Source organism: Bordetella avium (genome assembly GCF_034424645.1).
GTDB lineage: Bacteria > Pseudomonadota > Gammaproteobacteria > Burkholderiales > Burkholderiaceae_B > Bordetella > Bordetella avium.
This window is the reverse complement of the sequence record NZ_CP139969.1, coordinates 2,944,091-2,965,123: the sequence shown is the minus strand read 5'-3', so window position 1 is coordinate 2,965,123 and position 21,033 is coordinate 2,944,091. Positions and strand designations below refer to the sequence as shown.

The following is a 21,033-nucleotide window of genomic DNA, read 5'->3' as shown; positions in this document are numbered from 1 at the left end:
TCGGCGCCTGCTCGAGCCGGGCTGCTTCAGGACCGTGGCTTGCGCGCGCGGCGAGGCTCTTTGGGCGGGGCGGGCGCGGTCAGCCGCTCCAGCCATGACAGCGTTTCGACATAGCTCATGAACTGATACAGATAGTCGGGCGAGAGCGCCCGCATATGCGATAGCGCCCGGTGCGCCAGATGGTCGGCGTTCAGCGGCCCGGCATTTTCCGGCAACTGCGCCATGGATTGACGCAGTTGCTGGTCGGCGCTCAAGCGCGTCCAGAGCGCGCGGAAACTGTCCAGCAGCGGCAGGTCTGGGTAGTGTTCGCGCAAAGAATGGTCCAGGCCTGCAGGCCGCTCGGCGATGTGAGCCAGTAAGGCCTGTAATTCGCTCAAGGGCGGGGTCTCGGGCGCGGCCGGCGCGGCCTGCACGGCGGCAAGCCGGGCTGCGTAGTCGTCAAGATGCCGCGCCAGATGGGCTTGGGCCGCCTCGCGTGCGCCGCCGGCCAAGGCTTGGACGCGCCGCGCCAGGGCCTCAAGCCGCGCGAAGCCGCAGGGATCAAGGCGGTCGGCGCCCTGCTCGCGCCAGCGTTGCAGGCGCTCAGTCACGCGCAGCGTCCTTGCCGGTGCCGGTCTGACGGGGCACCGGCGCGATTTCCACGCGGCGGTTTTTGGCCTGGCCTTCAGCATCGTCATTGGAGGCCACCGGCTGCTCGGAGCCGAAAGCCGCCGCGAACAGCGATGACGCGGGAATGCCCGCGTCGATCAGGGCGCGTGTCACGGTAAGCGCACGCTGAGCGGAAAGCTCCCAGTTGTCGCTGAAACGACGGTTGTGCTCACTCACGCGCTGGTTATCGGTAAACCCGCTGACCATCAGGATTTCGTCGCGGCTCTGGAGATAGGTTTTCAGCGGCTCGGCCAGGCTCATGAGCAGCTCCCGGCCTTCTGGCTGAAGCTGGTCGGAATTCAGCGCGAACAGCACGCTGCCGCTGATCCCGATGCGGCCATCGACCAGCGTCACGCGGCCTCCGGCCAGAGGCACGGCCAGCGCCTGTTCCAGCGTCTCGCGCCGCTGGGTTTCGGCCTGACGTTCTTTGACTTCTTCGTCCAGCTTGACCGACAGTTGCAGCTGCACGCCGATAATGCCCACCAGAATGAGCACAAAGGCGCCCAGCAGTACGGCCATCAGATCACCAAAGACTGCCCAGGCGGGCGCCGGGGTGTCCTGGCCAGCGTCGAGCTCATCTCTCATGCCGTGCCGTCATGGTTGATTTGCCGCAGTTCTTGCAGGATCTGTTTTTGCGACAGCATGGAAAGGTCAACGACTTCGCGGGCCTGGGCCACGTAATAGGCCAGCTGTTCGTCGCTGCGGGTCAGTGATTTGGCCAGCGCCGATTCGATTCGCTCAAGCTGGGCTACCAGCTTGCTGTTGGACTCGTCGAACAGGCGTACCGCCGTGCCCAGAGCTTCGCCCAGGCTGGCGACGTCGGCGGCGCTGCCGCTGACTTGATCGGCCACGGCCGCAATTTTGCCGGTTTCGCCTGCTATATGCTCGGTGAAACGATGGCCTACCCGGTCCAGCAGTTCGGCCGACGAGGCCACCAGCGCGTCCACCGCGCTGCGCTGTTCGGTGCTGGCGTGATTGATGGCCTGCAACAGGGTATCGACCGTTTCCAGCAGATGACCGCGCTCTTGCAGCATGGCGTTATCGCGCGCCATGCTGTCAGAGAGTTTTTGCCGCAGCTCGGCCACCATGTCGGCGGCGGCCTTGGGCGCTTGTGACGCGGCCTCCAGCAGGCGTTCGATTTCGGCGATAGTGCGCTGGGACTGCATGTCGGCCTGGGTGGTGATGTCGCTGATGGCAGCCGAGAAGTTGTCGCAGATTTCCTGTTGACGCGCCAGACTGCGGTTGCCGGTGTCTTCCCATTCGGTGCGCAATGCCGCAGCCACGCCGGCTAGGGATTGTGTCCAGGCCGACAGCCGCGCCTCGTCGCGAGCGGCCAGTTCGCCATGCAGGCGGCCATGGGCCTGATCGATTGTGGCCAGCAAAGACGCCGAATGGTCTTCGAAACGTTGCGCTGCCGCATCCAGCGCCTGTTGATGCGCACCGGTCAGCGCGGCGCTGGCTTGTTCGTGCTGGGCCAGCGCTTCGCCCCATGCCCGCGCTAGTTGCTCGGTGGTGACATCCAGGCGGGCCGCCACCTTGTCGACCAGGCTGGCCGAGCGGGTGTCGAAGGCGGCTGCGAAACCTGCCAGCGCATCGCGCAGGTGCTGAGCCAGCGCCGCCTGTTCGCGGGCTTGCCCGTCGAGCGCGCTGCGCCATTCTTGCAGGGTGTTCGCCGTGTTGGCCGACACCGCTGCCGCGCTGCTCTCCAGACGGGCGGCAATGCCGTCGATCAGCGCGCCCGAGCGGGTTTCGAAGGTGTGCGCGAATTGCTCCAGCGTGCTGCGCAGGCACTGGTTGAGGGCTTGCTGCCCCTGCTGTTGGCTGGCCAGGGCTTCTTGCCAGGCGGCCAGGGTGTGCTGGGCATGGTTGGCGATGCTGCCGGCCGCGCCGTCCAGGCGGGCGGCCACGCCATCGACCAGCGACTTCGCACGCTGGTCGAAGTTCTGGCCGAATTGTTCCAGCGTGCTGCGCAGGCCCTGGTTGAGGGCTTGCTGCCCCTGCTGTTGGCTGGCCAGGGCTTCTTGCCAGGCGGCCAGGGTGCGCTGGGCATGGTTGGCGATGCTGCCGGCCGCGCCGTCCAGGCGGGCGGCTACGCCATCGACCAGCGACGTCGCACGCTGGTCGAAGTTCTGGCCGAATTGTTCCAGCGTGCTGCGCAGGCCCTGGTTGAGGTCTTGCTGCCCCTGCTGTTGGCTGGCCAGGGCTTCTTGCCAGGCGGCCAGGGTGTGCTGGGCATGGTTGGCGATGCTGCCGGCCGCGCCGTCCAGGCGGGCGGCCACGCCATCGACCAGCGACGTCGCGCGCTGGTCGAAGTTCTGGCCGAACTGTTCCAGCATGCCGCTTAGTTCGCGGGTGAGAGCGTGCTGAGCTGTCCGCTGTTCAGCCAGCGCGGTCTGCCAGGTGGCGGCCACGCCCGTCTGGGTGGCCGTGACGCTGTCAGTGACGGTGGTGAGGCGCTCGGTAATCTGCGTGAGCAAGCTGGCCGAGCGGGTTTCAAAGGTGCCAGCAAATTGCGCCAGCGCCGCGCTCAGTTGCGCAGCCAGCGCTTCCTGGTTTTCCTGCTGGCGTTGCAAGGCTTGCGACCAGGCCTGCGCCGTGTGTTCCGAGCCGGCCGCCAGTGCCGAGGTGCTGTGCTCCAGCCTGGCCGACACATCCGCCAGCAGCGCACCTGCGCGGGTATCGAAACCCGCGCTGAAACCCTCCAGCGTGGCGCGCAGATCCTGGTTCAGTATCTGGTTGGTCTGCTGCTGCTCGGCCAGAGCATGAGACCAGTTACCGGCTAGGGCAGCGCTGGTTTTCTCCAGGCGTGCCGACAGGCCATCCATTTGCGCTTGCATGGCCTGGGTGATGGTCTCGCGCCAGGCCGTGGTTTCGCGCGCCAGGGTTTGCATGGTGGTTTCGACAGCGGGTTGGATGGCGGCGCCAGCAGCCTGGGCGCTGGCGCTCACGCTGTGGGTGAGTGCGGTTTCCACCGAGTTGGCCAGACGTCCATAGACTGCTTCGGTCTTGCTGTGGAAGGCCTGCTGACCTGCCAGCAGTTGTTCGTTCAGGGTTTGATTCTGGCGCTGCATGGCGGCCATCATGGCGGCTAGCTGTTCGGCCAGTGCCGGCATGACCTCTGCCTGACCGCGCAGCAGCTTGAAGCTTTCCTCGCGTTGATGGGCCAGCGAATAGGCGCGCAGCGTTGTGGCCGCTTGCGTGTCGAGCAATTGGCCCGCCTGCAGGCGCGAGCGGCGGCACAGGGCCGAGAGCAGGCCCAGCATGGCCGAGGCGGCCACGCCGGCGACCGAGGTGCCGAAGGCGAAACCCAGGCCTTTGACGGGCGCAGCCAGCGAGGCGCGCATGGCCGCCAGGTCGGTGGCGCTTTCCAGCGCCATGCCGGTGCCGCGCAGCGTGGCGACCATGCCCAGAAAGGTGCCGAGCATGCCCAGCAAGACCAAGAGACCCACGAGATAGGGAGTCAGGGCGGGGCCGGGCAGGCTTATGCGCTCGCCCTCGATGCGCAGTCGCGCCGTGTTGCGCAAGCTGGGGTGCAGGCTGTCGAGCCAGTCCGAGAGTTGTGCGGGAGCGGTGCTCAGCCCTTGCAAGGCCCGTGTCAGGCTGCGAGTGGCCTGTTGATAACACAGCAATTCGATGGCGCCGGCCAGATAACAGACGGCGATCAGGGCGGTGATGGAAAGCGCCAGGGGATTCGTGCCGGCATAACCGGCGCCAATCCAGCCTATGGCGGCCAAACCCGTGAGAAAGACGATGATGTGTAGGAGACGGGTCATGACGTCCTTATACGAAGAGCGGCGAACAGCCCTTCGACTGGTTGTAGTCGAACATCGAGCTCGGCGAGCAGAACACTTTGCATGTCCTGGCGAAAGGTTTGCAGCCAGCCGCCATGTCGGGCCTCTGGCTGGCTGGCCTCTTCTTCGGCCAGGCGCAGGCGCTGAAAGTGTTTTTCGAGCAGGCCGGGCACATTGGCCAGGAGGGCGCGCTCATGTGGGATCAGGGCGCGTTCCATGATGGCGTCGATCACGGCCAGCTGGGTTAGCTCGGGCGTGCTCGTTGCCAGCGTGGCCCGCAGGCGGGTGCGCAGGTTGCCGATGCGCGTTTCCATGGTTTGCTGCAAGGCCAGATAGAGCTGGCGGTAGGTCCGGTAGTCATCTTCGGCGGGCGCGTCCTTGGCCTGAAATGGCGAGGGGCCGCGCTGTTTGATGTCGCGCGCGATCGCGTTGGACAGCCCGGCGCGCAGCAATATCAGATCGCGCTCCTGGACCCGATCCAGGCGAGCCTCGCCAGGCATGGGATGGCTGTTTAGCGCTGCCGCGAGAGCAAGCCCGTCTGTCCAGCCCAGCCATTGGCTGAGACGGTCGGAAAGGGATTGTCCAGACTCGGGAACGTCCGCGTCGGTCAAGCGGGTCAGCAAGCGGATGAAAGCCGGTCCGCCAACACCGGAACGCCGGGGCGATTGCACCATGCAGCAGGGCCAAAAAGCCAGGAGTTTACACGCGCCGACTGTTTTACATGTCCGAATCTCCGAGGCTTGCCGGACAGGTCTTAGGGGCCTGTTTGCGGAGAAAATTGACCGGCATCAATAAAATCCAAGGAATCTGTCCCCCTATGCCTTGACCCCCTTAGAGCAAGAGGCGATAATTGTTACAATAGTTCACAAAAATAGTAGAATTTACTAGTAATGAGACTAAATAATTACAAAATCGGCACGCGGTTGGGGGGCAGTATCTGGGTGCTGTTGCTGCTGATGGGCGCCATGATGGGGGCTAGTCTGTGGGGCGTGGCCCAGATGCGCGCGGCGCAGCATCATCTTGGCGACTCGCTGCGGCGGGTGGCGCTCACGACGGAATGGCGAGGCGTGCTGGATTCTCACCTGGAAGCGGTGTCGGCCTTTTTGCGCGGTTCCGATCCCCAAGAGCAGCAACGCTTGCTGGCCAAGTTCGCAGCGCAGACCAAACGAAGCAATGAAATCCGCGCCAGCCTGGAGAAATACGCCTCAGCGGCCGGTGAGCGCGCACTGGCTGATATCTGGCCGGCGATGGATAACTATCGCCAGGCTCGGGCGCAGGCCGCGGAAATCAAAAGCCGTAATGACCCGGCCGACATGGCGCGGCTCGATGCTTTGGTCAACGAGCAACTGCGGCCCATGATGCAGGCCTATATCGACCGGGTGGGGGATTATGGCGATATGGCGCGCGGCCAAGCCGACCTCGCCGGCGAGCAGGCCGAATACGCTTCCAACTTGGTGCGCGCACTGCTGTTTGCATTTGGCCTGACGGCGCTCGTGCTGGGCGGATTGCTAGGCTGGCTTGTCACCCGCAGCATCGTGCGGCCTATTGGCTACGCCGTGAAGATTGCCGAAACCGTGGCCGCCGGCGACCTTACCCTGCGCATCGACGTGCAGGGCAAGGACGAAACGGGCCGTTTGTTGCTGGCTTTGCGCGATATGAACGCGCGGCTGGCGAGCACCGTAGCCGGTATTCGGGTGGGTGCCGAGAATATTTCCTCGGCGTCCAATCAGATCGCGGCTGGCAATATCGACCTGTCCGCGCGCACGGAAGAACAGGCGGCTTCGCTGGAGCAGACGGCCGCCTCGATGGAGGAGCTGGCTTCAACGGTCAGGCAAAACGCGGACAATGCCCTGCAAGCCAATCAGCTGACCTCCAGCGCGTCGGAGGTGGCGTTGCGCGGCGGCAAGGTGGTGGCCGACGTGGTGCACACCATGCAGGATATTACGGCCAGTTCCGGCAAGATCGCCGAGATTGTGGCGGTCATCGACGGCATTGCTTTCCAGACCAATATTCTGGCCCTGAACGCGGCGGTCGAGGCGGCGAGGGCGGGGGAGCAGGGCAAGGGTTTCGCCGTGGTCGCCGCCGAAGTGCGTTCCCTGGCGCAGCGCAGCGCCAGCGCCGCCAAAGAGATCAAACATCTGATCGAGGATTCCGTCAGCAAGGTCGGCATGGGGGCGAGGCAGGTCGAAAACGCTGGCGCCACCATGCGGGACATCGTCAACTCGGTTCGCCGGGTGAGCGATATCATGGGTGAAATCACCGCGGCCTCCGCCGAGCAATCCATCGGCATCGAGCAGGTGAATCAGGCGGTGTCGCAGATGGATGCGAACACGCAGCAGAACGCGGCCATGGTCGAGCAAGCCGCCGCTGCGTCCGGCGCCATGCAGGAGCAGGCGCGTGAATTGCTGGGGTCGGTCAGCGCTTTCAAACTGGGCCGGACCCCCGTGCGTGCGCCGCCGGCCCTGGTCTGAACGGTTCAGCGATTGAGTTCGGCGCGCTCTTTTTCGAGATCGCGCCGGGCCTCTTGCAGCTTGCGCTGCGCTTTGGCGATGTCTTTGGGGTCGCCCTTGGTGGTTTTTTCGGCGAGTTCGGCTTCGCGCTGCGCCACCTTGGCTTGGGCGCTGCGCACCGAGGCCTCGCGCTCTCGCTGCAATTGGGCGTCGTCACAATGGGCCGCGCCCGCCAGGGCCTGCTCCAGCCCGTGCACTCGATGCGAGTTGCCGGCCGCCCGGGCGGCGTTGAGCTGGGTTTCGATGGCCTGTTTTTTTGCCGCACAACCCCGTAGCTCAGCATGAGCGGCAGGCAGCATGGCGCTTAAACCAAGGGCTAGAACCAAAGGTTTAAAGAAAGACATGATGGGCTCTCCAGGCAAGTGAGGAGATTCAAGGATACCGGGCTTGCCTTCTCTTGTGTCGCGGCAAAACCCCATGTGGGGCATGGGCTCTGCGTGTTTTTTCCCGGAGAGCAGATAGAATCGAATCGATTCATACCCGCTTTTGCTTCCATCTCACCACCACACCCAGGGAGGCCAGAACCATGTATTCGCTAGCCGACCCGCGCGTGTCTTCGCGACCTCATTAAGTCGCCCCTGTGGCGTTCTCCGCCACATTTCTTCGTACTGTCCATCCTGCGCGGCGCGCTTGCTGCAGCTAGGGGTATCCGTTTTCTCTTTGAGCGCCGGCCTGTTGGCCGGTCTATTCCACGATGGCTAGAACCCGAAAAGAACGACGTAGCCAGACATTCCGTCATGTGCTGGGCTTTGCAATACGCCATTGGATCAAGCAACCTTGGCGCCTTTTGATCGTTGCCTCCATGGCTCTGCTGTCGGCGCTGGCCGATGTGCTGACACCGATGTATGCCGGCCGCCTTGTCGATGCCATCGCCTCCGGGGCGCCTGGTGAGCAGACCATCTGGCAGGCCGCCATCACGGCCTTCTGGTTATTGGTGGCGCTGGGCGTGGGCAGCACGCTGCTGCGCCAGCTGGCCTTTCAGAACATCATCCCCTTCACACTGAACATGATGCGCGGCATTGCGACGGATGCGTTTCACCGGGTGCAGCGGCTGTCCTCTGACTGGCATGGCAACAGTTTCGCCGGCTCCACGGTGCGCAAGATCACACGTGGAATGTGGGCGGTGGACATGCTCAATGACACCCTGCTCACCGCGCTGCTGCCGTCTTTCGTGATGCTGACGGGCGCGACCCTGCTGCTGGCCCTGACCTGGCCGGTCATGGCCCTGGTGGTGGGCCTGGGCGCTGCCTTGTATATCGGCATCACGATCGCGCTCACGCTGCGCTATGTGGCGCCGGCCGCCCGGCTGTCCAATGCCTGGGATACCCGCATGGGTGGCGCGCTGGCGGATGCGATCAGTTGCAATGCCGTGGTCAAGGCGTTTGGCGCTGAGGCGCGCGAAGAAAACCGCCTGCAACGCGTGATCGCCAAATGGCGGATGCGTACGCGCCGCTCCTGGGTGCGCGGCACGATCAACGGCGGCCTGCAGGGCGCCATGATGACCACCATGCAGGCCGCCATGCTCGGGACTTCACTTTATCTGTGGGCGAATGACCGGGCCAGCGTGGGCGACATCACCTTCGCCATGACGCTGTTCTTCGTGCTCAAGGGCTATCTGCGCGAGGTCGGCATGGATTTGCGCAACTTGCAGCGTTCGGTCAACGACATGGAAGAGCTGGTCCTGCTGCACAAGCAGCCCCTGGGCGTCGATGACCGGCCCGGCGCGCGCGCCATTCAAGTCGGCGCCGGCGAGATACGTTTCGAGGACGTCACCTTCCGTTACGGCGCACAACGCCAGCCGCTCTACGAACATTTTTCCATGCGCATCGCACCGGGCGAGCGTGTCGGTCTGGTTGGCCATTCCGGCTCGGGGAAAACGACCTTTATCAAGCTTATCCAGCGTCTCTATGACGTGGATGAAGGCCGCATCACCATCGACGGGCAGGATATCGCCACCGTGAAGCAGGCTTCCTTGCGGCGGCAGATCGCCATCGTGCAGCAGGAGCCGATTCTGTTTCACCGCACCCTGGCTGAAAACATCGCCTATGCACGGCCCGACGCCTCGCGCGCCGAGATCGAGGAAGCCGCCCGGCAGGCCAGCGCCCATGATTTCATCATGGCGCTGCCCAAGGGCTATGAAACCCTGGTGGGGGAGCGCGGCATCAAACTCTCCGGTGGCGAGCGTCAGCGGGTGGCGATTGCGCGGGCCTTTCTGGCCGATGCGCCCATTCTTATTCTGGATGAGGCGACATCCAGCCTGGATAGCGAAAGCGAGGTGTTGATTCAGGAGGCCATGACCCGTTTGATGCAGGGGCGCACCACGCTGGTGATCGCGCACCGCCTGTCTACCGTGCGCGCGCTGGACCGCCTGCTGGTGATGGATCATGGCAAGGTGCTGGAGGAAGGCAGCCATGATGTGCTGGTGCGTCGTCAAGGCGGTGTCTACCGGCGCTTGTTCGAGCGCCAGGCGCTGGAACTTACCAAAGGCCTGGACGACGTGCTGCCCTGATGCAGGGGGGATTTGCGCCGCGAACCCCGCTTGCGGTAAGTTTGCCAGGGGGCGGGCTGCCGTCCGCCCAACGGGAGCCGACATGAAAAAGCAAGTTCAGCCCTCTTTTTTAAAACCGGTGGCCAGCGCCTGGCTAGCCGCCGCCCTGCTTTGCGCGCCCCTGATCGCGCAGGCCTGCACCCGGGTGGTTTATCTGGGGCCCGATGACAACATCATGACCGCCCGTTCGATGGACTGGAAGGTCGATGTGGGCACGAATCTTTGGATCTTTCCCCGGGGCATGAAGCGTGATGGCGCGGGCGGCCCCGGCACGCCCCAATGGACTTCCCGCTATGGCAGCGTTATCGCCAGCGGCTACGACATCTCCACCACGGATGGCGTCAACGAAGCCGGGCTGGTCGCCAATCTGCTGTGGCTGGTGGAGTCGCAATATCCCGACGCCGCGGCGGGTAAGCCGCCGCTGTCGGTGTCGATCTGGGCGCAATACATGCTGGACAACTTCGCCACCGTCAAAGAGGCGGTGGCGGCGCTGGAGAAAGAACCTTTCGTGGTGGTCACCGACAAGGTGCCGGGCGAAGACCGGCTGGCCACGCTGCATTTGTCCTTGTCGGACAGCACGGGCGACAGCGCCATCGTCGAATACATCAATGGCAAACAGGTCATTCATCACTCGCGTGAATACCAGGTGATGACCAACTCGCCCATTTTCGAGACACAGCTGGCCCAGGAAACCTATTGGCGCGACATCGGCGGCACGGTGGTGCTGCCGGGAACCAATCGCTCGGCCGATCGCTATGCCCGCGCCATGTTCTATATCAACGCGGTTCCCAAGAGCGAAAACCCGCAGATGGCGCTGGCCAGCGTGTTCAGTGTGATCCGCAACGTGTCGGTGCCCTATGGCATCACTACGCCGGATCAGCCCAATATCTCGTCCACGCGCTGGCGCACCGTGGTTGACCATAAGCGCAAGCGGTATTTTTTCGAGTCGGCCGTCAGCCCGAATATTTTCTGGGTCGATTTGAATAAGGTGGACTTCTCACCCGAGAGCGGCAAGGTGCGCAAGCTGGACCTGGGCCCCGAGCAAAGCCACATATACTCGGGCGCGGCCAACGAGGCTTTCAAGGACAGCAAGCCATTCGCATTTCTGGGCGTCTAGTTGACGGGTGGGCGGCGGGCTGCGTTATGCTCGCCGCTTTTCTAGGCCGCCCGGCGGGCGGCCCATCACCCTGAGGAAGTCATTTTGGCCGAACAACATCGCAGCCAGGCTGTGGGCATGCCTGCCAAGGATGTGTCCACTCCCACTGGCCTTCGGCGCACCCTGTCGGCGCGTCATCTGTCCATGATTGCTGTGGGCGGCTCCATTGGCACCGGCCTGTTCGTGGCTTCCGGCAACACGATTGCCCAGGCGGGCCCGGGCGGCGCTTTGCTGGCCTATGCCCTGATCGGCCTGATGGTGTATTTTTTGATGACCAGCCTGGGCGAGCTGGCCGCCAATATGCCGGTGGCAGGCTCTTTCGCCACCTATGGCGCGCGTTTCGTCGAGCCGGGCTTCGGTTTTGCCCTGGGCTGGAACTATTGGTACAACTGGGCCGTGACGGTCGCGGTCGATCTCGTGGCCGCGCAGTTGGTGATGGCGTACTGGTTTCCCGATGTGCCGGGTGTCTATTGGAGCGCGCTGTTTCTGGCCATCACCTTTGGCCTGAACGCGTTGTCGGCGCGTGGTTTCGGCGAGGCTGAGTTCTGGTTTGCGCTCATCAAGGTGATTGCCGTGCTGGCTTTCATCGTCATGGGCGTCTTGATGATTCTGGGCATTATCCGTGGCGGAGAGCCGGACGTCTGGCAGAACTGGGTGGTCGATGATGCGCCGTTTGCCGGGGGCTTCGCGGCGCTGATCGGTGTGGCCATGGTGGTGGGGTTTTCGTTTCAGGGCACCGAACTGATCGGCATTGCGGCGGGGGAGTCCAAAGATCCGGCGCGCAATCTGCCCCGCGCGGTGCGCCAGGTGTTCTGGCGCATCCTGCTGTTTTATGTGTTCGCCATCGGCGTGATCGGCTTTCTGATCCCTTATACCGATCCGCAGTTGCTGCGCAACGAGGTGGGCGATATCGCCGTCAGCCCTTTTGCACTGATTTTTGACCGCGCCGGCCTGCTGGCTGCGGCTTCGATCATGAATGCGGTGGTGCTGACCTCCGTGCTCTCGGCCGGCAATTCCGGGATGTATGCGGCCACGCGCATGCTGTATGCGCTGGCGCGGGAAGGCAAGGCGCCCGCCCTGTTCGGCCGGGTGTCGCGCAACGGCGTGCCGGTGTTGGCGCTGCTGGCGACAACGGCCGTGGCGGCGCTGTGTTTTCTGTCCTTTTTGTTCAGCCCCAACGAAGTCTATATCTGGCTGCTCAATACTTCAGGCATGACCGGCTTCATTGCCTGGTTGGGCATTGCCGTCAGTCATTACCGTTTCCGTCGCGGCTATCTCGCTCAGGGTAAGAGTCTGGCTGATCTGCCTTATGTGTCGCCCTTCTTTCCCTTCGGGCCGATGTTTGCGTTTGCGCTCTGTCTTGCCATTACGCTGGGGCAGAACTATGAAGCGTTTTTGCAGGATCGGATTGATTGGGCAGGCGCGGCGGCGACCTATATCGGCATTCCCTTGTTTCTGCTGATCTGGGGAGGCTATCGCCTGCTGCGCGGTTCGCGTTTCGTGGCCTACGACGAGATGGATTTTTCCCAGGGTCGCGAGCGCTGAGCCTCAAGATCGGGTTTCCTCGCCCAGCATTTGCCGCCGTGGTTCGCGCAGCCCCGCCTGCGGCAGCATGCTGGAAAGCCCCCGTCGCGCGCGCTCGTGCTGGCGCGATGGTCTGTCTTTTGCGTTGGCCTGCTTGCGTGTGCCGGATAGGGGCGCTTTTGACAGGCCGCCCGGCCAGGAGCCGGGACTGGCTGTCGGTTCGCTGAGCGCAGACGCTCAGAGTTTGGCGCCCTTGGTCACGGCTAGCGCAAGCTGGAGGGTTTCCGTGACGCGTTTTTTGGCGCCGGCCTTGGCGTCCTGAGGCCAGTCCAGCGTCTTGGTCAGGTATTGCAGCAGCGAGTCCGCCACATCGTCGAGGACGCCTAGGGCTTCCTGCGGTTTTTGCTGACGCATCGCGAAAAGGGCGATGTGTGCAGCATTGAGGGCCAGATCGCCCAGGGCTGTCTGCTGTTCGGCGCTGGGGCCGGTAGGTTGGGTGGAATCGCTCAATTCAGGCTCCAGATTGACCGCAGGGCGGTATAGAACGCGAGACTATAGGAAAAAAGACGCTCCTGGACAAACGGCGGGGGCTTGAGCGTTGGCGGCGTTTTCGTCTTCATCCTATGTGCGGCGTCCGCAGGCTTAGATAGGATCAAGCAGTGGTCGAACAGAGATTACAGATGTGGACAACGATACCGCTCAGCCTGATGGCAGCGTCGGTCGGATATTCGCTTTCGCAGCCAGTGCCGAACGCGCTGCGAAACTATCCAGAAAAATTCTAGAAAGCGGCTTTGGCGAGCCTGAGAGCACGCATTTATTCGATGCCATGCTATGCCGCCTACGCGAACAGCACTTCGCGGTGGTCGTGGCGGAACTGCACCCGCAACATCATGACGCCTTGCGTCTGCCCGACGCGCTGCGTGAGCGGGCGCGCTGGCCGGTTCCGCATATTCTATGGGTCGGCGATTACACGCCGGCGCGATCGCCATTCCTGCCCGGCGAGTCGCAGGCGCGCCCAGGCAGGCTGGCTTTTGCGCTTGGCGCCCTGGTCGGAGGCATTAGCTTGCAGGCGCTCCAGGCGCATGCCTATCTGGCCCGCAGCAAGGGGATTCATGCCGAAGCCGTCTCCGACGAAGGGGGGCTGCGTCAATATCTGCGCATGCTGGCCCGTCAGCCCGTCTCTGCGACACTTCTTTCGTCCTCGCCGCAGGCGCCGGACTTTACCGACGACGAGCTCTGCGAGGCGCTGGAGTCCGGGCGTGGGATGCGGGTTGATCTGCAACCGCAGTTCGACTTGCGCACGCGCAGAATCGTCGGCGCGGAGGCCCTGATCCGTTGGCGCCACACTGGTCCCGGCGATGTGCCGGTGTCGGCCATGCTGCCCGTGGTTTCCCGCCTGGGGCTGGATGGTCTGCTGTTTGGCTATGTGCGCGACCAGGTGATCGAGACACTACGCCTCTTGCGAAGTCATGGCCGTTGCGTGCCGATCGCCATCAATATTTCCGCCGCCACCTTGAGCCAGCCGGGCTTGATTTCTCTTCTGGGCGAGCGGGTCCGTGAGGTCGGGCTGGGACCGGAGTTGATCAAGATCGAATTGACCGAAGACGCCGCGCCTCTGGATGAGCTCAGCCTGTCCACCGCGCTCAATTGTTTGCGTGCCGAGGGCTTTCTGCTTTCGCTCGATGATTTTGGAACCGGCTCGGCGAGCTTTGAGCTGTTGGCGGACATTCCCTTCGATGAACTCAAGGTCGCGGGCAAGTTCGTGCGCGATGTCGCGCAGCGCGAGTCCTGCCGCGCCATTCTCGCCGCCTTGTCCCGCCTAGGGCGTGCTTTGAATATGTGTCTGGTGGCCGAGTGTGTCGAAACGGAGGCCGACATCGCCTGCTTGCGCCAGCTTGGTGTGCAGGTCGGTCAGGGCTATGCCTTGTGCCGACCCATCAGCGCGCCGGACTTTCTGGGCAGAATGATGCAGCAGGAGTGAGCGCTGCGATTGGCATGGCATGTCGCGCTGTTCGGCGCGTGTTGCTTTGGGGCTTAATCTTTGGCGCAGGCTGCCGTTAACTGGCGACGAGAGCTACGCCTCGCTACAGAGAACAGCCTGTCATGACCACCATTTCTGCTTTGACGGCCAGCACTGCCCTGGCCCCTGCTCCCGTAGTGGCGCGGACTGACAGGCTGCCCGTTCAGCACAATGCAGGTGTCCGGGTTGAGCTGACCGGCGGCAAGGCCTCGTCTTCCGTCTATATCGAGCCCTCGCCCGCGCCGTCGGCAGGCAAGGCGGTCTGGGAGCGGTCTGCGGATGACACCGTATCCGCGCTTATGCAGCGCAATTTTTCTTCTACCGCGCCCGAGCTGCGTTTCAAGGGTCTGGGCGGCGCTTTGCTGGAACGTTTTCGCACCGACGGCAGCCCTTACTCGCAGTCGCTCATGCAAGCGCGGCCCGGCAGTCTGGATGCGGCATCGCAATGGGCCGAATTGCATCGCGAAACCGAGAACCAGGTGACGCTCTCGGTCAAGACCGCCAGCGGCAAGGCAGTGCAGATCAAGCTTGGCAGCGGCCCGGACGGCTTGGCCGTTTCGGTCGAGACGGCCAACGACGAAGCATTGAGCGCCGAAGAGCGTAATGCTCTGGCGGATCTGTCTACCGTTTTTCAGGACGCCATCGATGGTTTGGCTGGCGGCGACGCTGCGCTCAAGGTGTCCGGCCTGATGGCTTTCGACACTAAGGTGCTGTCCTCGGTCGATTTGAAAGCCAATATCAAACAGCATGACAGGGTGCAATCGCTGTCCTTGCATGCCGATGCCAAATCGCGCTCGCTGGAAGCCGTGAGCGCGGCCGGCACGGTCAAGGTCGATGTCGATCTCAGCCAGTCAGGCCTACTGGGCAAGGCCTCGCAACGTGACGCAGCCGTGCGCGACTACCTGAACCAGTTCGACCGCGCCCGTCAGCGTGGCGATGGCGAGCAGGCCTTGATGACCCAGTTCAAAGATGCTTTCAAGGCGCTGCATAGCCATTACGGTAACGCAAGCGAGCCGGATAGGCTGTCGCGCGAAGTGACGCTCAGCCGTGGCGATCGCAGCGTGTTGAGCGGCATGGCCGATTTCAGCGCCTCGATCAGCCAGGTTTCGACCTCGCCCAATACGGCTTTGCCGCAGGAGCGCGACAGTTTCAATTATGAGGCCTCTCAGCGCACGGCAGTCACGGGAGAAAATACCGCCAATCGTTCGGTGCGCCAGGAGCAGCAATCCGCGCTCAAGGCCAGTTACCACCGCCCGCTTCAGAAGGATATTCCGATGAATCTCGGCGGCGCGCGCGAAACGCAGAACTACAACTATTACGAGATCGCCGATCGCAGCAAGAGCCTGACCGAGATTGCCTATAAAGACGGGGAACTCATCAAGGCGGATCTGAGCAGCGTGGTCAACGAATCGACTAAGGTCAGCAAGTTCATCAACGGCAAGCAGGCCGAAGTGAACGATATTCCTTCCGAATTCACGCAGCGCAAGAGTCTGCGCTCCCTGCTGCGCGCAAGCGACCGCGCCGCTATGGCGGGCGCCAGGGAACAACTGCGTCAGCATCAGCCGCTGCTGATCGAAAACGGCTACGACAAACTGGCCAGTACTGCCGCCAAGGTGCGCGTGCGCTGAACGCCGCCAAACCGTAAAAAATGGCAGATCGCGTATCTGCCATTTTTTATTGGGCCGCAATGCAAGTTGATCTCACCGCGTGCCGATTAAGCCGCGCGACCCGCTCTTACGCAGCGGCTTTCGCCCGTCTGCTGCACGACATCCCCGGAACCTCTTAGGGCAGGCCTAAGCCTGCGCAGCTTGGGTCCCCTCGCAACGCCATATGAATCAAGGGGAAAGGCCGTCCCTGGCCATCCAGCGGCGAGCGGCCCGTCTGTTCAAAACCGTAATGGCGGTAAAACTCCCAGGCCTGCGGATTCTGTTCATTGACATCCACCGTCAGTGCGCCATGGTCTGCCCTGGCCTGATCCAGCAGGCGGCGTCCCAGGCCCTGTCCGCGTGCGGCCGGCTCGATGAACAGCATGGCCACATCGGCGCCCTGCGCGTGCACCTGTAGGCCCATGAAGCCCAGGCAAAGGCCTGATGCCTCTTCGGCCAGCCATAAGGTGACGGCGGGCAGATAGTGATCCCGCACTTCGGGGTAGAGGGCCAGCACGGTGGCTTCGTCGAGAAAGTCGTGGGTGGCGCGCACTGAGCGCAGCCATAGCTGGGCTAGGGTTTCGGCGCTCGGCGTGGTGTCAGGCTGCCACAGGCGTACTGTGATCGTGGAAGGCATGCCTGCAGTGTAGCCGCGCCGCTTAGCGCCGTTCTCGCCTGGGCCTGGCCGGCGGCAAGCCTTGGACCTGAAGGTTGCCGGGGCGCGGGTGGTGCTGGCCGCTCGCGCGGATGGCGGCAGCCCTGTGCGGGGTTCAACGCTGGCGCAGTGCATCCAGCACATGGCGGGTCGCCGTTTCCATGGCGGCGGCGCGATGGGCGATGCCCAAAGGCCGCCATAGCGCTGGACGCAGGGGGCGCATGGCGATGCGGTCGTCGGGCGGCGGGGCAGTGGCCTCATGCGGCAAGAGGGCGGCCCCGTAACCTGCCGACACCAGGCTTTTGATGGCGTCGTTGAAATTGAGATGGATGCGCGCCTTGGCCCGCAGACCCGCCGCAGCGAACCATTCCGTCGTGATGCGGGATAGCCGCGTGCTCGCGTCGTTCAGGATCAGCGCCCGGTCCGCCAGCCATTGTGGGGTGATTCGGGCGGGCGGCCGCCAGGCCGCGGGCACAAAGGCCATGACGGGATCGCGGCGCCAGGGCCGCACCGTCAGGCCGGGCGTTTCGGCTTGCGGCAAGGCCACCAGTGCGATGTCCAGGGGGCCCTTGCTCAGCCGGGTCAGGCTTTCCTGGGAGGTCAGGACTTCCACCTGGACGTCGATGCCAGGGTGGGTGTTGCCCAGCGCTTCCAGGGCCCGAGGCAGGAGATGGGCAATGGCGCCGGTGGAAGCGCCCAGCCGCACGCGGCCAGCCAGCCCCTGCACCTGGCGCTGCACATCGTCCAGTGCCTGATCCGCTTCGGCCAACAGACTGCGCGCCCGCGCAACCAGGGTGTCGCCGATGGGGGTGGGGCGCACCTGGCCCCGCTGGCGGGAGAGCAGGGGCGCGCCGATGCGGGCTTCCAGCTCGGTGATATGCAGGCTGACCGTAGGCGCAGCCAGGTGCAGCGCGCGGGCGGCCTGCACGAACGAGCCGAGATCGGCAATGGCCACCAGGGTGCGCAGACGGTCCAGGCTGATTTCACGCATGAGCTGTTATTCAGAAATACTGAATCTGAGAGTTATGAAATTCAACTTTTCTTAGTTTAAGCCAAGCGGGATCATAGGCGCATCCGATCCGGGGAATGCACCATGACTCAAGCACTTGTTTTTATCGACGGCGACCAGGGCACGACGGGTTTGCAGATCCATGAACGCCTGCGCGGGCGCGATGACCTGCGCATCCTGACCTTGCCCGCCGCCGAGCGCAAAGACAGCCAGCGCCGCGCAGAGGCTATCAATCAGTGCGATATCGCCATTCTTTGCCTGCCTGATTCCGCCGCGCGCGAAGCGGTCGCCGCCATTCGTAACCCCGCCGTGCGTGTGCTGGACGCCAGCTCGGCGCACCGGCTCACACCGGGTTGGGAATACGGTTTTCCGGAGATGGCGCCGGCACAGGCGGAGCGTATCGCCCGCGCTGCCCGGGTGAGCAATCCCGGCTGCTATCCCACCGGCGCGGTCGGCCTGTTGCGTCCGCTGGTGGCGGCCGGGCTAGTGCCAGCCGATTACCCCATCACCGTGCATGCCGTGTCGGGCTATTCCGGCAAGGGGCGCGTCGGTGTGCAGGAGCATGAAGGCGGCGCTGATGCGCCGCCTTATGCGGCCTATGGTTTGGGGCTCGCGCACAAACACACGCCCGAAATCGAACATTACGCCGGGCTGGCCGCCAGGCCGGTATTCACGCCGGCCTATGGATCATTTCGCCAGGGGATCGCGCTCACGATCGCCTTGCAGCGCCGCCTTTTGCCTGCAGGGGCCGATGGGCGCGCGATGCGCGACTGCCTGGCTCGCCACTATGTGAACAGCGTCCATGTGCAGGTTTGCCAGGCCCTGCCCGAGCAGCTCGATCCGCGAGCGGCCAACGGCAGCAACGCCCTGCACCTGCATGTCTTCGAGAACGCCGAGCATGGGCATATCCTGCTGGCGGCGGTGTTCGACAACCTGGGCAAGGGCGCAGCGGGCGCGGCCGTGCAGAACCTGGATCTGATGTTGCAGGCCTGAGGCGTGTCAGGCGTGGTCGGCGAGCAAGCCTTGCGCGGCGGCCTTGCCGCTGGCCATGCAGGCGGTGAGCAGATAGCCGCCCGTCGGCGCTTCCCAATCCAGCATTTCGCCTGCGCAATACACGCCGGGCGCATCGCGCAGCATGAGCTGCGGCGTGAGGGCCTCGAAGCAGATGCCGCCAGCGCTGCTGATCGCCTCGTCGATGGGGCGGGGCGCCTGTATACGGATGGGCAGCGCCTTGATGCGCTGCGCCAGCAGGTCCAGATCATGGAAGTCCGGCAGGCATTCGCGCAGCAGACCGGCCTTGACACCCTTGAGACCCAGACGGCTTTGCAGGTGGCTGGACCACGAACGCGCGCCGCGAGGATGATGCACGGCATCGGCCACGCGGGCCGCGCTCCAATCAGGCAGCAGATCCAGCCAGGCGGTGGCTTCGCCCTCGCCGAGCAGGGTGTCGCGCAGCGGGGCCGATAAGGCGTAGACCAGGCTGCCTTCGATGCCCGAGGCGCTGATCATGCACTCTCCCCGCCTGCCTGGCCCGTTTTCCGACAAGGCGAGCGCCACGGATTTAAGCGGCTGCCCGGCGTAGCGTTCGATGAAATGGGGGCTCCAGGCGACATCAAAGCCGCAGTTGGCTGGCAACAGGGGGGTGACCGCCACCCCGCGCTGCGCCAAGGGCGCCAGCCAGGCGCCATCCGAACCCAGACGGGCCCAGCTTGCGCCGCCCAGAGCCAGCACCACGGCGTCGGCCGAACTTGTCAGCGTTCCTTCGGGTGTATCGAAGCGCAGCGTTTGCGGGCTCGCGGGTTCGCTGGCAAGCCAGCCTTGCCAGCGGTGCCGCATGTGAAAGCGAACCCCCTGAGCGCGCAAGCGCGTCAGCCAGGCGCGCAACATGGGCGCCGCCTTCATTGCTTTGGGAAAGACTCGGCCTGACGTCCCGATGAAGGTCTCCACGCCCAGGGCGTGGGTCCAGTCGCGCAGCGCATCGGGTGAGAGCAGTGCCAGCCAGGCGGCGACCTGTTCGGCGGCTGCGCCGTAGCGGCCGATGAAGGCGGGCAGCGCTTCGCTGTGCGTCAAGTTCAGGCCGCCTCGGCCTGCCAACAGAAACTTTCGGCCTACCGAGGGCATGGCGTCGTAAACATCGACCTGGGCGCCGCCCAGCGCCAGCGTTTCGGCAGCCATGAGACCGGCGGGGCCGCCACCGATGACGGCGACGTGTAGGCGGGAAGGGGAGGAGGACATGAAGAAAGAAATGCCGGCTGTTCAGGCCGGCATTGTCTCATGTGGCTCGGGTCAAGCGAACCAGGCTGATCTCGGACGGTGCGGCCAGACGCATGGGGGGGCCCCAATAACCGGTGCCTCGGCTGGTGTAGACCCAGAGTTTGCCCTGTTTGTGCAGGCCCGATGTGAAGGGCTGTTGCAGGCGCACGAAAAAGCCCCAGGGGAAGAACTGGCCGCCATGCGTGTGTCCCGATAGTTGCAGGGTGTAGCCCAGCGGCGCGGCGGCCAGGGCGCTACGCGGCTGATGCGCGAGCAGCAGCTTGACGGCCGCATCGGCCGGGGCGCCGTTCAAGGCTTGTTGCGGATCGCTGCGCTGTGCGGGATCGAAGTCGCCGGCCGTGTAGTCGGTGACGCCGGCGACCACGACCTCCTGCCCCTTGATCGTGACGACCGCGTGTTCGTTCAGCAAGACCTTCAGGCCCAGGCGGCGGAGCTCGCCTATCCATTGATCCGCGCCCGAGTAGTACTCGTGATTGCCCGTGACCAGATAGACGCCGCCCGGCGCGCGCAGCTCACCCAGTGGTCGGGTGTGCGGCCCGAGCTGGGTCACGTTGCCATCGACGATATCGCCGGTGATGGCGATGATGTCGGGGTTCAAGGCATTGACCGCGTCCACAATGGCCTGGACATAGGGGGCTTTGATCGTGGGGCCGACATGGATGTCACTGATCTGGGCGATGCGCAAGCCCTCGAGCTCGGCAGGTAGCCCGGCAATGGGTACGCGGACCGCTTTGACATGGGCCAGCCGTCGGGCATTGAAAAATCCCAGAACGCTGCCAGCCAGCGCCAGCAAGGGCACCGCCATAGCGCTGACTTCGCGCAGCCGGATCGGCGGCGCGCCGCCGGTGGCCAGCCGCCACAGGCCTGCGCCGACCAAGACCACATCGCGCAGCACCGTGAACACAAACAGCGAAGAGAAAAAGCCCATGGCCAAGAGGCCAGCCCAGGCCAGGCGGTCCGCCCAGGGCTGGCGTCCCGAGGAGCGGCTCAGCATGCCCAGCGGGATCAAAATGCAGGACAGCACCAGCACTAGGGTGGCGCCGACTTGCCAGATTTGTCCTAGCGGTACGGCAGGGATGATACGCAGGCCGACATAGACATGGGCCAGTACGCCTAAGGCGAGAAAGCGGAGAAAGAAAGAGGAGTTGCGCAGCGCCATGACAATCCAGGGGCAAAAGCGGATTCTAATCCCGCAAGCGCGGGGCCTTGCCCGCAGACGAGAATAAAATACCTTATCTTCCCCCCGAGCTCA

17 protein-coding genes are annotated in these 21,033 nt (G+C 64.1%); 7 read left to right on the top strand and 10 right to left on the bottom strand.

Annotated elements, in window-relative coordinates:
• Positions 1–26 precede the first annotated feature (26 nt).
• The 4 genes from U0029_RS13710 to U0029_RS13695 are packed head-to-tail and all read right to left on the bottom strand — an operon-like array spanning position 27 to position 5,113.
• Positions 27–590, bottom strand: coding sequence for a DUF2894 domain-containing protein (locus U0029_RS13710; RefSeq protein ID WP_236824208.1), 564 nt, complete (start codon positions 588–590; stop codon positions 27–29).
• Entirely contained in the window at positions 583–1,233 is a 651-nt protein-coding gene (locus tag U0029_RS13705) for an OmpA family protein (protein WP_114852417.1), read from the bottom strand. The genes U0029_RS13710 and U0029_RS13705 overlap by 8 nt, the downstream gene beginning before the upstream one ends.
• Complete coding sequence (locus U0029_RS13700; protein WP_115600722.1) at positions 1,230–4,421, bottom strand: DUF802 domain-containing protein; 3,192 nt, start codon at positions 4,419–4,421, stop codon at positions 1,230–1,232. Before U0029_RS13700 ends, U0029_RS13705 begins: the two co-directional genes overlap by 4 nt.
• Entirely contained in the window at positions 4,418–5,113 is a 696-nt protein-coding gene (locus U0029_RS13695) for a DUF3348 domain-containing protein (protein ID WP_114852416.1), read from the bottom strand. Before U0029_RS13695 ends, U0029_RS13700 begins: the two co-directional genes overlap by 4 nt.
• 216 nt (positions 5,114–5,329) lie before the next feature.
• On the opposite strand from U0029_RS13695, the gene U0029_RS13690 reads away from it, so the two are divergent.
• The gene (locus U0029_RS13690) at positions 5,330–6,910 is read left to right on the top strand and encodes a methyl-accepting chemotaxis protein (RefSeq protein WP_114852415.1); all 1,581 of its coding nucleotides are present in this window, start codon (positions 5,330–5,332) and stop codon (positions 6,908–6,910) included.
• Between the two features lie 5 nt (positions 6,911–6,915).
• Here U0029_RS13690 and U0029_RS13685 read toward each other — a convergent pair whose 3' ends face one another.
• On the bottom strand, positions 6,916–7,293 hold the full coding sequence (locus U0029_RS13685) for a DUF1090 domain-containing protein (protein ID WP_012416450.1): 378 nt from the start codon (positions 7,291–7,293) through the stop codon (positions 6,916–6,918).
• Positions 7,294–7,643: 350 nt separating this feature from the next.
• On the opposite strand from U0029_RS13685, the gene U0029_RS13680 reads away from it, so the two are divergent.
• The 3 genes from U0029_RS13680 to U0029_RS13670 all read left to right on the top strand — a co-directional run bounded on the left by U0029_RS13680 (position 7,644) and on the right by U0029_RS13670 (position 12,198).
• Positions 7,644–9,458, top strand: coding sequence for an ABC transporter ATP-binding protein (locus tag U0029_RS13680; RefSeq protein WP_114852414.1), 1,815 nt, complete (start codon positions 7,644–7,646; stop codon positions 9,456–9,458).
• 82 nt (positions 9,459–9,540) lie between these two features.
• Positions 9,541–10,614 carry a linear amide C-N hydrolase gene (locus tag U0029_RS13675; RefSeq protein ID WP_012416452.1) on the top strand — a complete coding sequence of 358 codons (1,074 nt, stop codon included), beginning with the start codon at positions 9,541–9,543 and terminating at the stop codon, positions 10,612–10,614.
• A gap of 117 nt (positions 10,615–10,731) precedes the next feature.
• On the top strand, positions 10,732–12,198 hold the full coding sequence (locus U0029_RS13670; protein WP_114852466.1) for an amino acid permease: 1,467 nt from the start codon (positions 10,732–10,734) through the stop codon (positions 12,196–12,198).
• A gap of 216 nt (positions 12,199–12,414) precedes the next feature.
• Here U0029_RS13670 and U0029_RS13665 read toward each other — a convergent pair whose 3' ends face one another.
• Complete coding sequence (locus tag U0029_RS13665; protein WP_012416454.1) at positions 12,415–12,687, bottom strand: hypothetical protein; 273 nt, start codon at positions 12,685–12,687, stop codon at positions 12,415–12,417.
• A gap of 172 nt (positions 12,688–12,859) precedes the next feature.
• On the opposite strand from U0029_RS13665, the gene U0029_RS13660 reads away from it, so the two are divergent.
• Positions 12,860–14,158 carry an EAL domain-containing protein gene (locus tag U0029_RS13660; RefSeq protein WP_114852413.1) on the top strand — a complete coding sequence of 433 codons (1,299 nt, stop codon included), beginning with the start codon at positions 12,860–12,862 and terminating at the stop codon, positions 14,156–14,158.
• Positions 14,159–14,280: 122 nt separating this feature from the next.
• On the top strand, positions 14,281–15,825 hold the full coding sequence (locus U0029_RS13655; RefSeq protein WP_114852412.1) for a hypothetical protein: 1,545 nt from the start codon (positions 14,281–14,283) through the stop codon (positions 15,823–15,825).
• A gap of 154 nt (positions 15,826–15,979) precedes the next feature.
• Here the strand turns inward: U0029_RS13655 and U0029_RS13650 are convergent, their stop codons facing one another.
• Together U0029_RS13650 and U0029_RS13645 are read right to left on the bottom strand one after the other, a co-directional pair.
• On the bottom strand, positions 15,980–16,480 hold the full coding sequence (locus U0029_RS13650) for a GNAT family N-acetyltransferase (RefSeq protein ID WP_012416456.1): 501 nt from the start codon (positions 16,478–16,480) through the stop codon (positions 15,980–15,982).
• Positions 16,481–16,613: 133 nt separating this feature from the next.
• Positions 16,614–17,489: a LysR family transcriptional regulator gene (locus U0029_RS13645; protein ID WP_114852411.1), complete on the bottom strand. Its 876-nt coding sequence runs from the start codon at positions 17,487–17,489 to the stop codon at positions 16,614–16,616.
• Positions 17,490–17,591: 102 nt separating this feature from the next.
• On the opposite strand from U0029_RS13645, the gene argC reads away from it, so the two are divergent.
• Complete coding sequence (gene argC / locus U0029_RS13640; RefSeq protein WP_114852410.1) at positions 17,592–18,500, top strand: N-acetyl-gamma-glutamyl-phosphate reductase; 909 nt, start codon at positions 17,592–17,594, stop codon at positions 18,498–18,500.
• Positions 18,501–18,506: 6 nt separating this feature from the next.
• Here the strand turns inward: argC and U0029_RS13635 are convergent, their stop codons facing one another.
• Complete coding sequence (locus tag U0029_RS13635; protein WP_236824231.1) at positions 18,507–19,682, bottom strand: TIGR03862 family flavoprotein; 1,176 nt, start codon at positions 19,680–19,682, stop codon at positions 18,507–18,509.
• A gap of 97 nt (positions 19,683–19,779) precedes the next feature.
• A complete protein-coding gene (locus U0029_RS13630) occupies positions 19,780–20,940 on the bottom strand; it encodes a metallophosphoesterase (RefSeq protein ID WP_114852408.1) in 1,161 nt (386 codons plus the stop codon).
• Between the last annotated feature and the right edge of the window lie 93 nt (positions 20,941–21,033).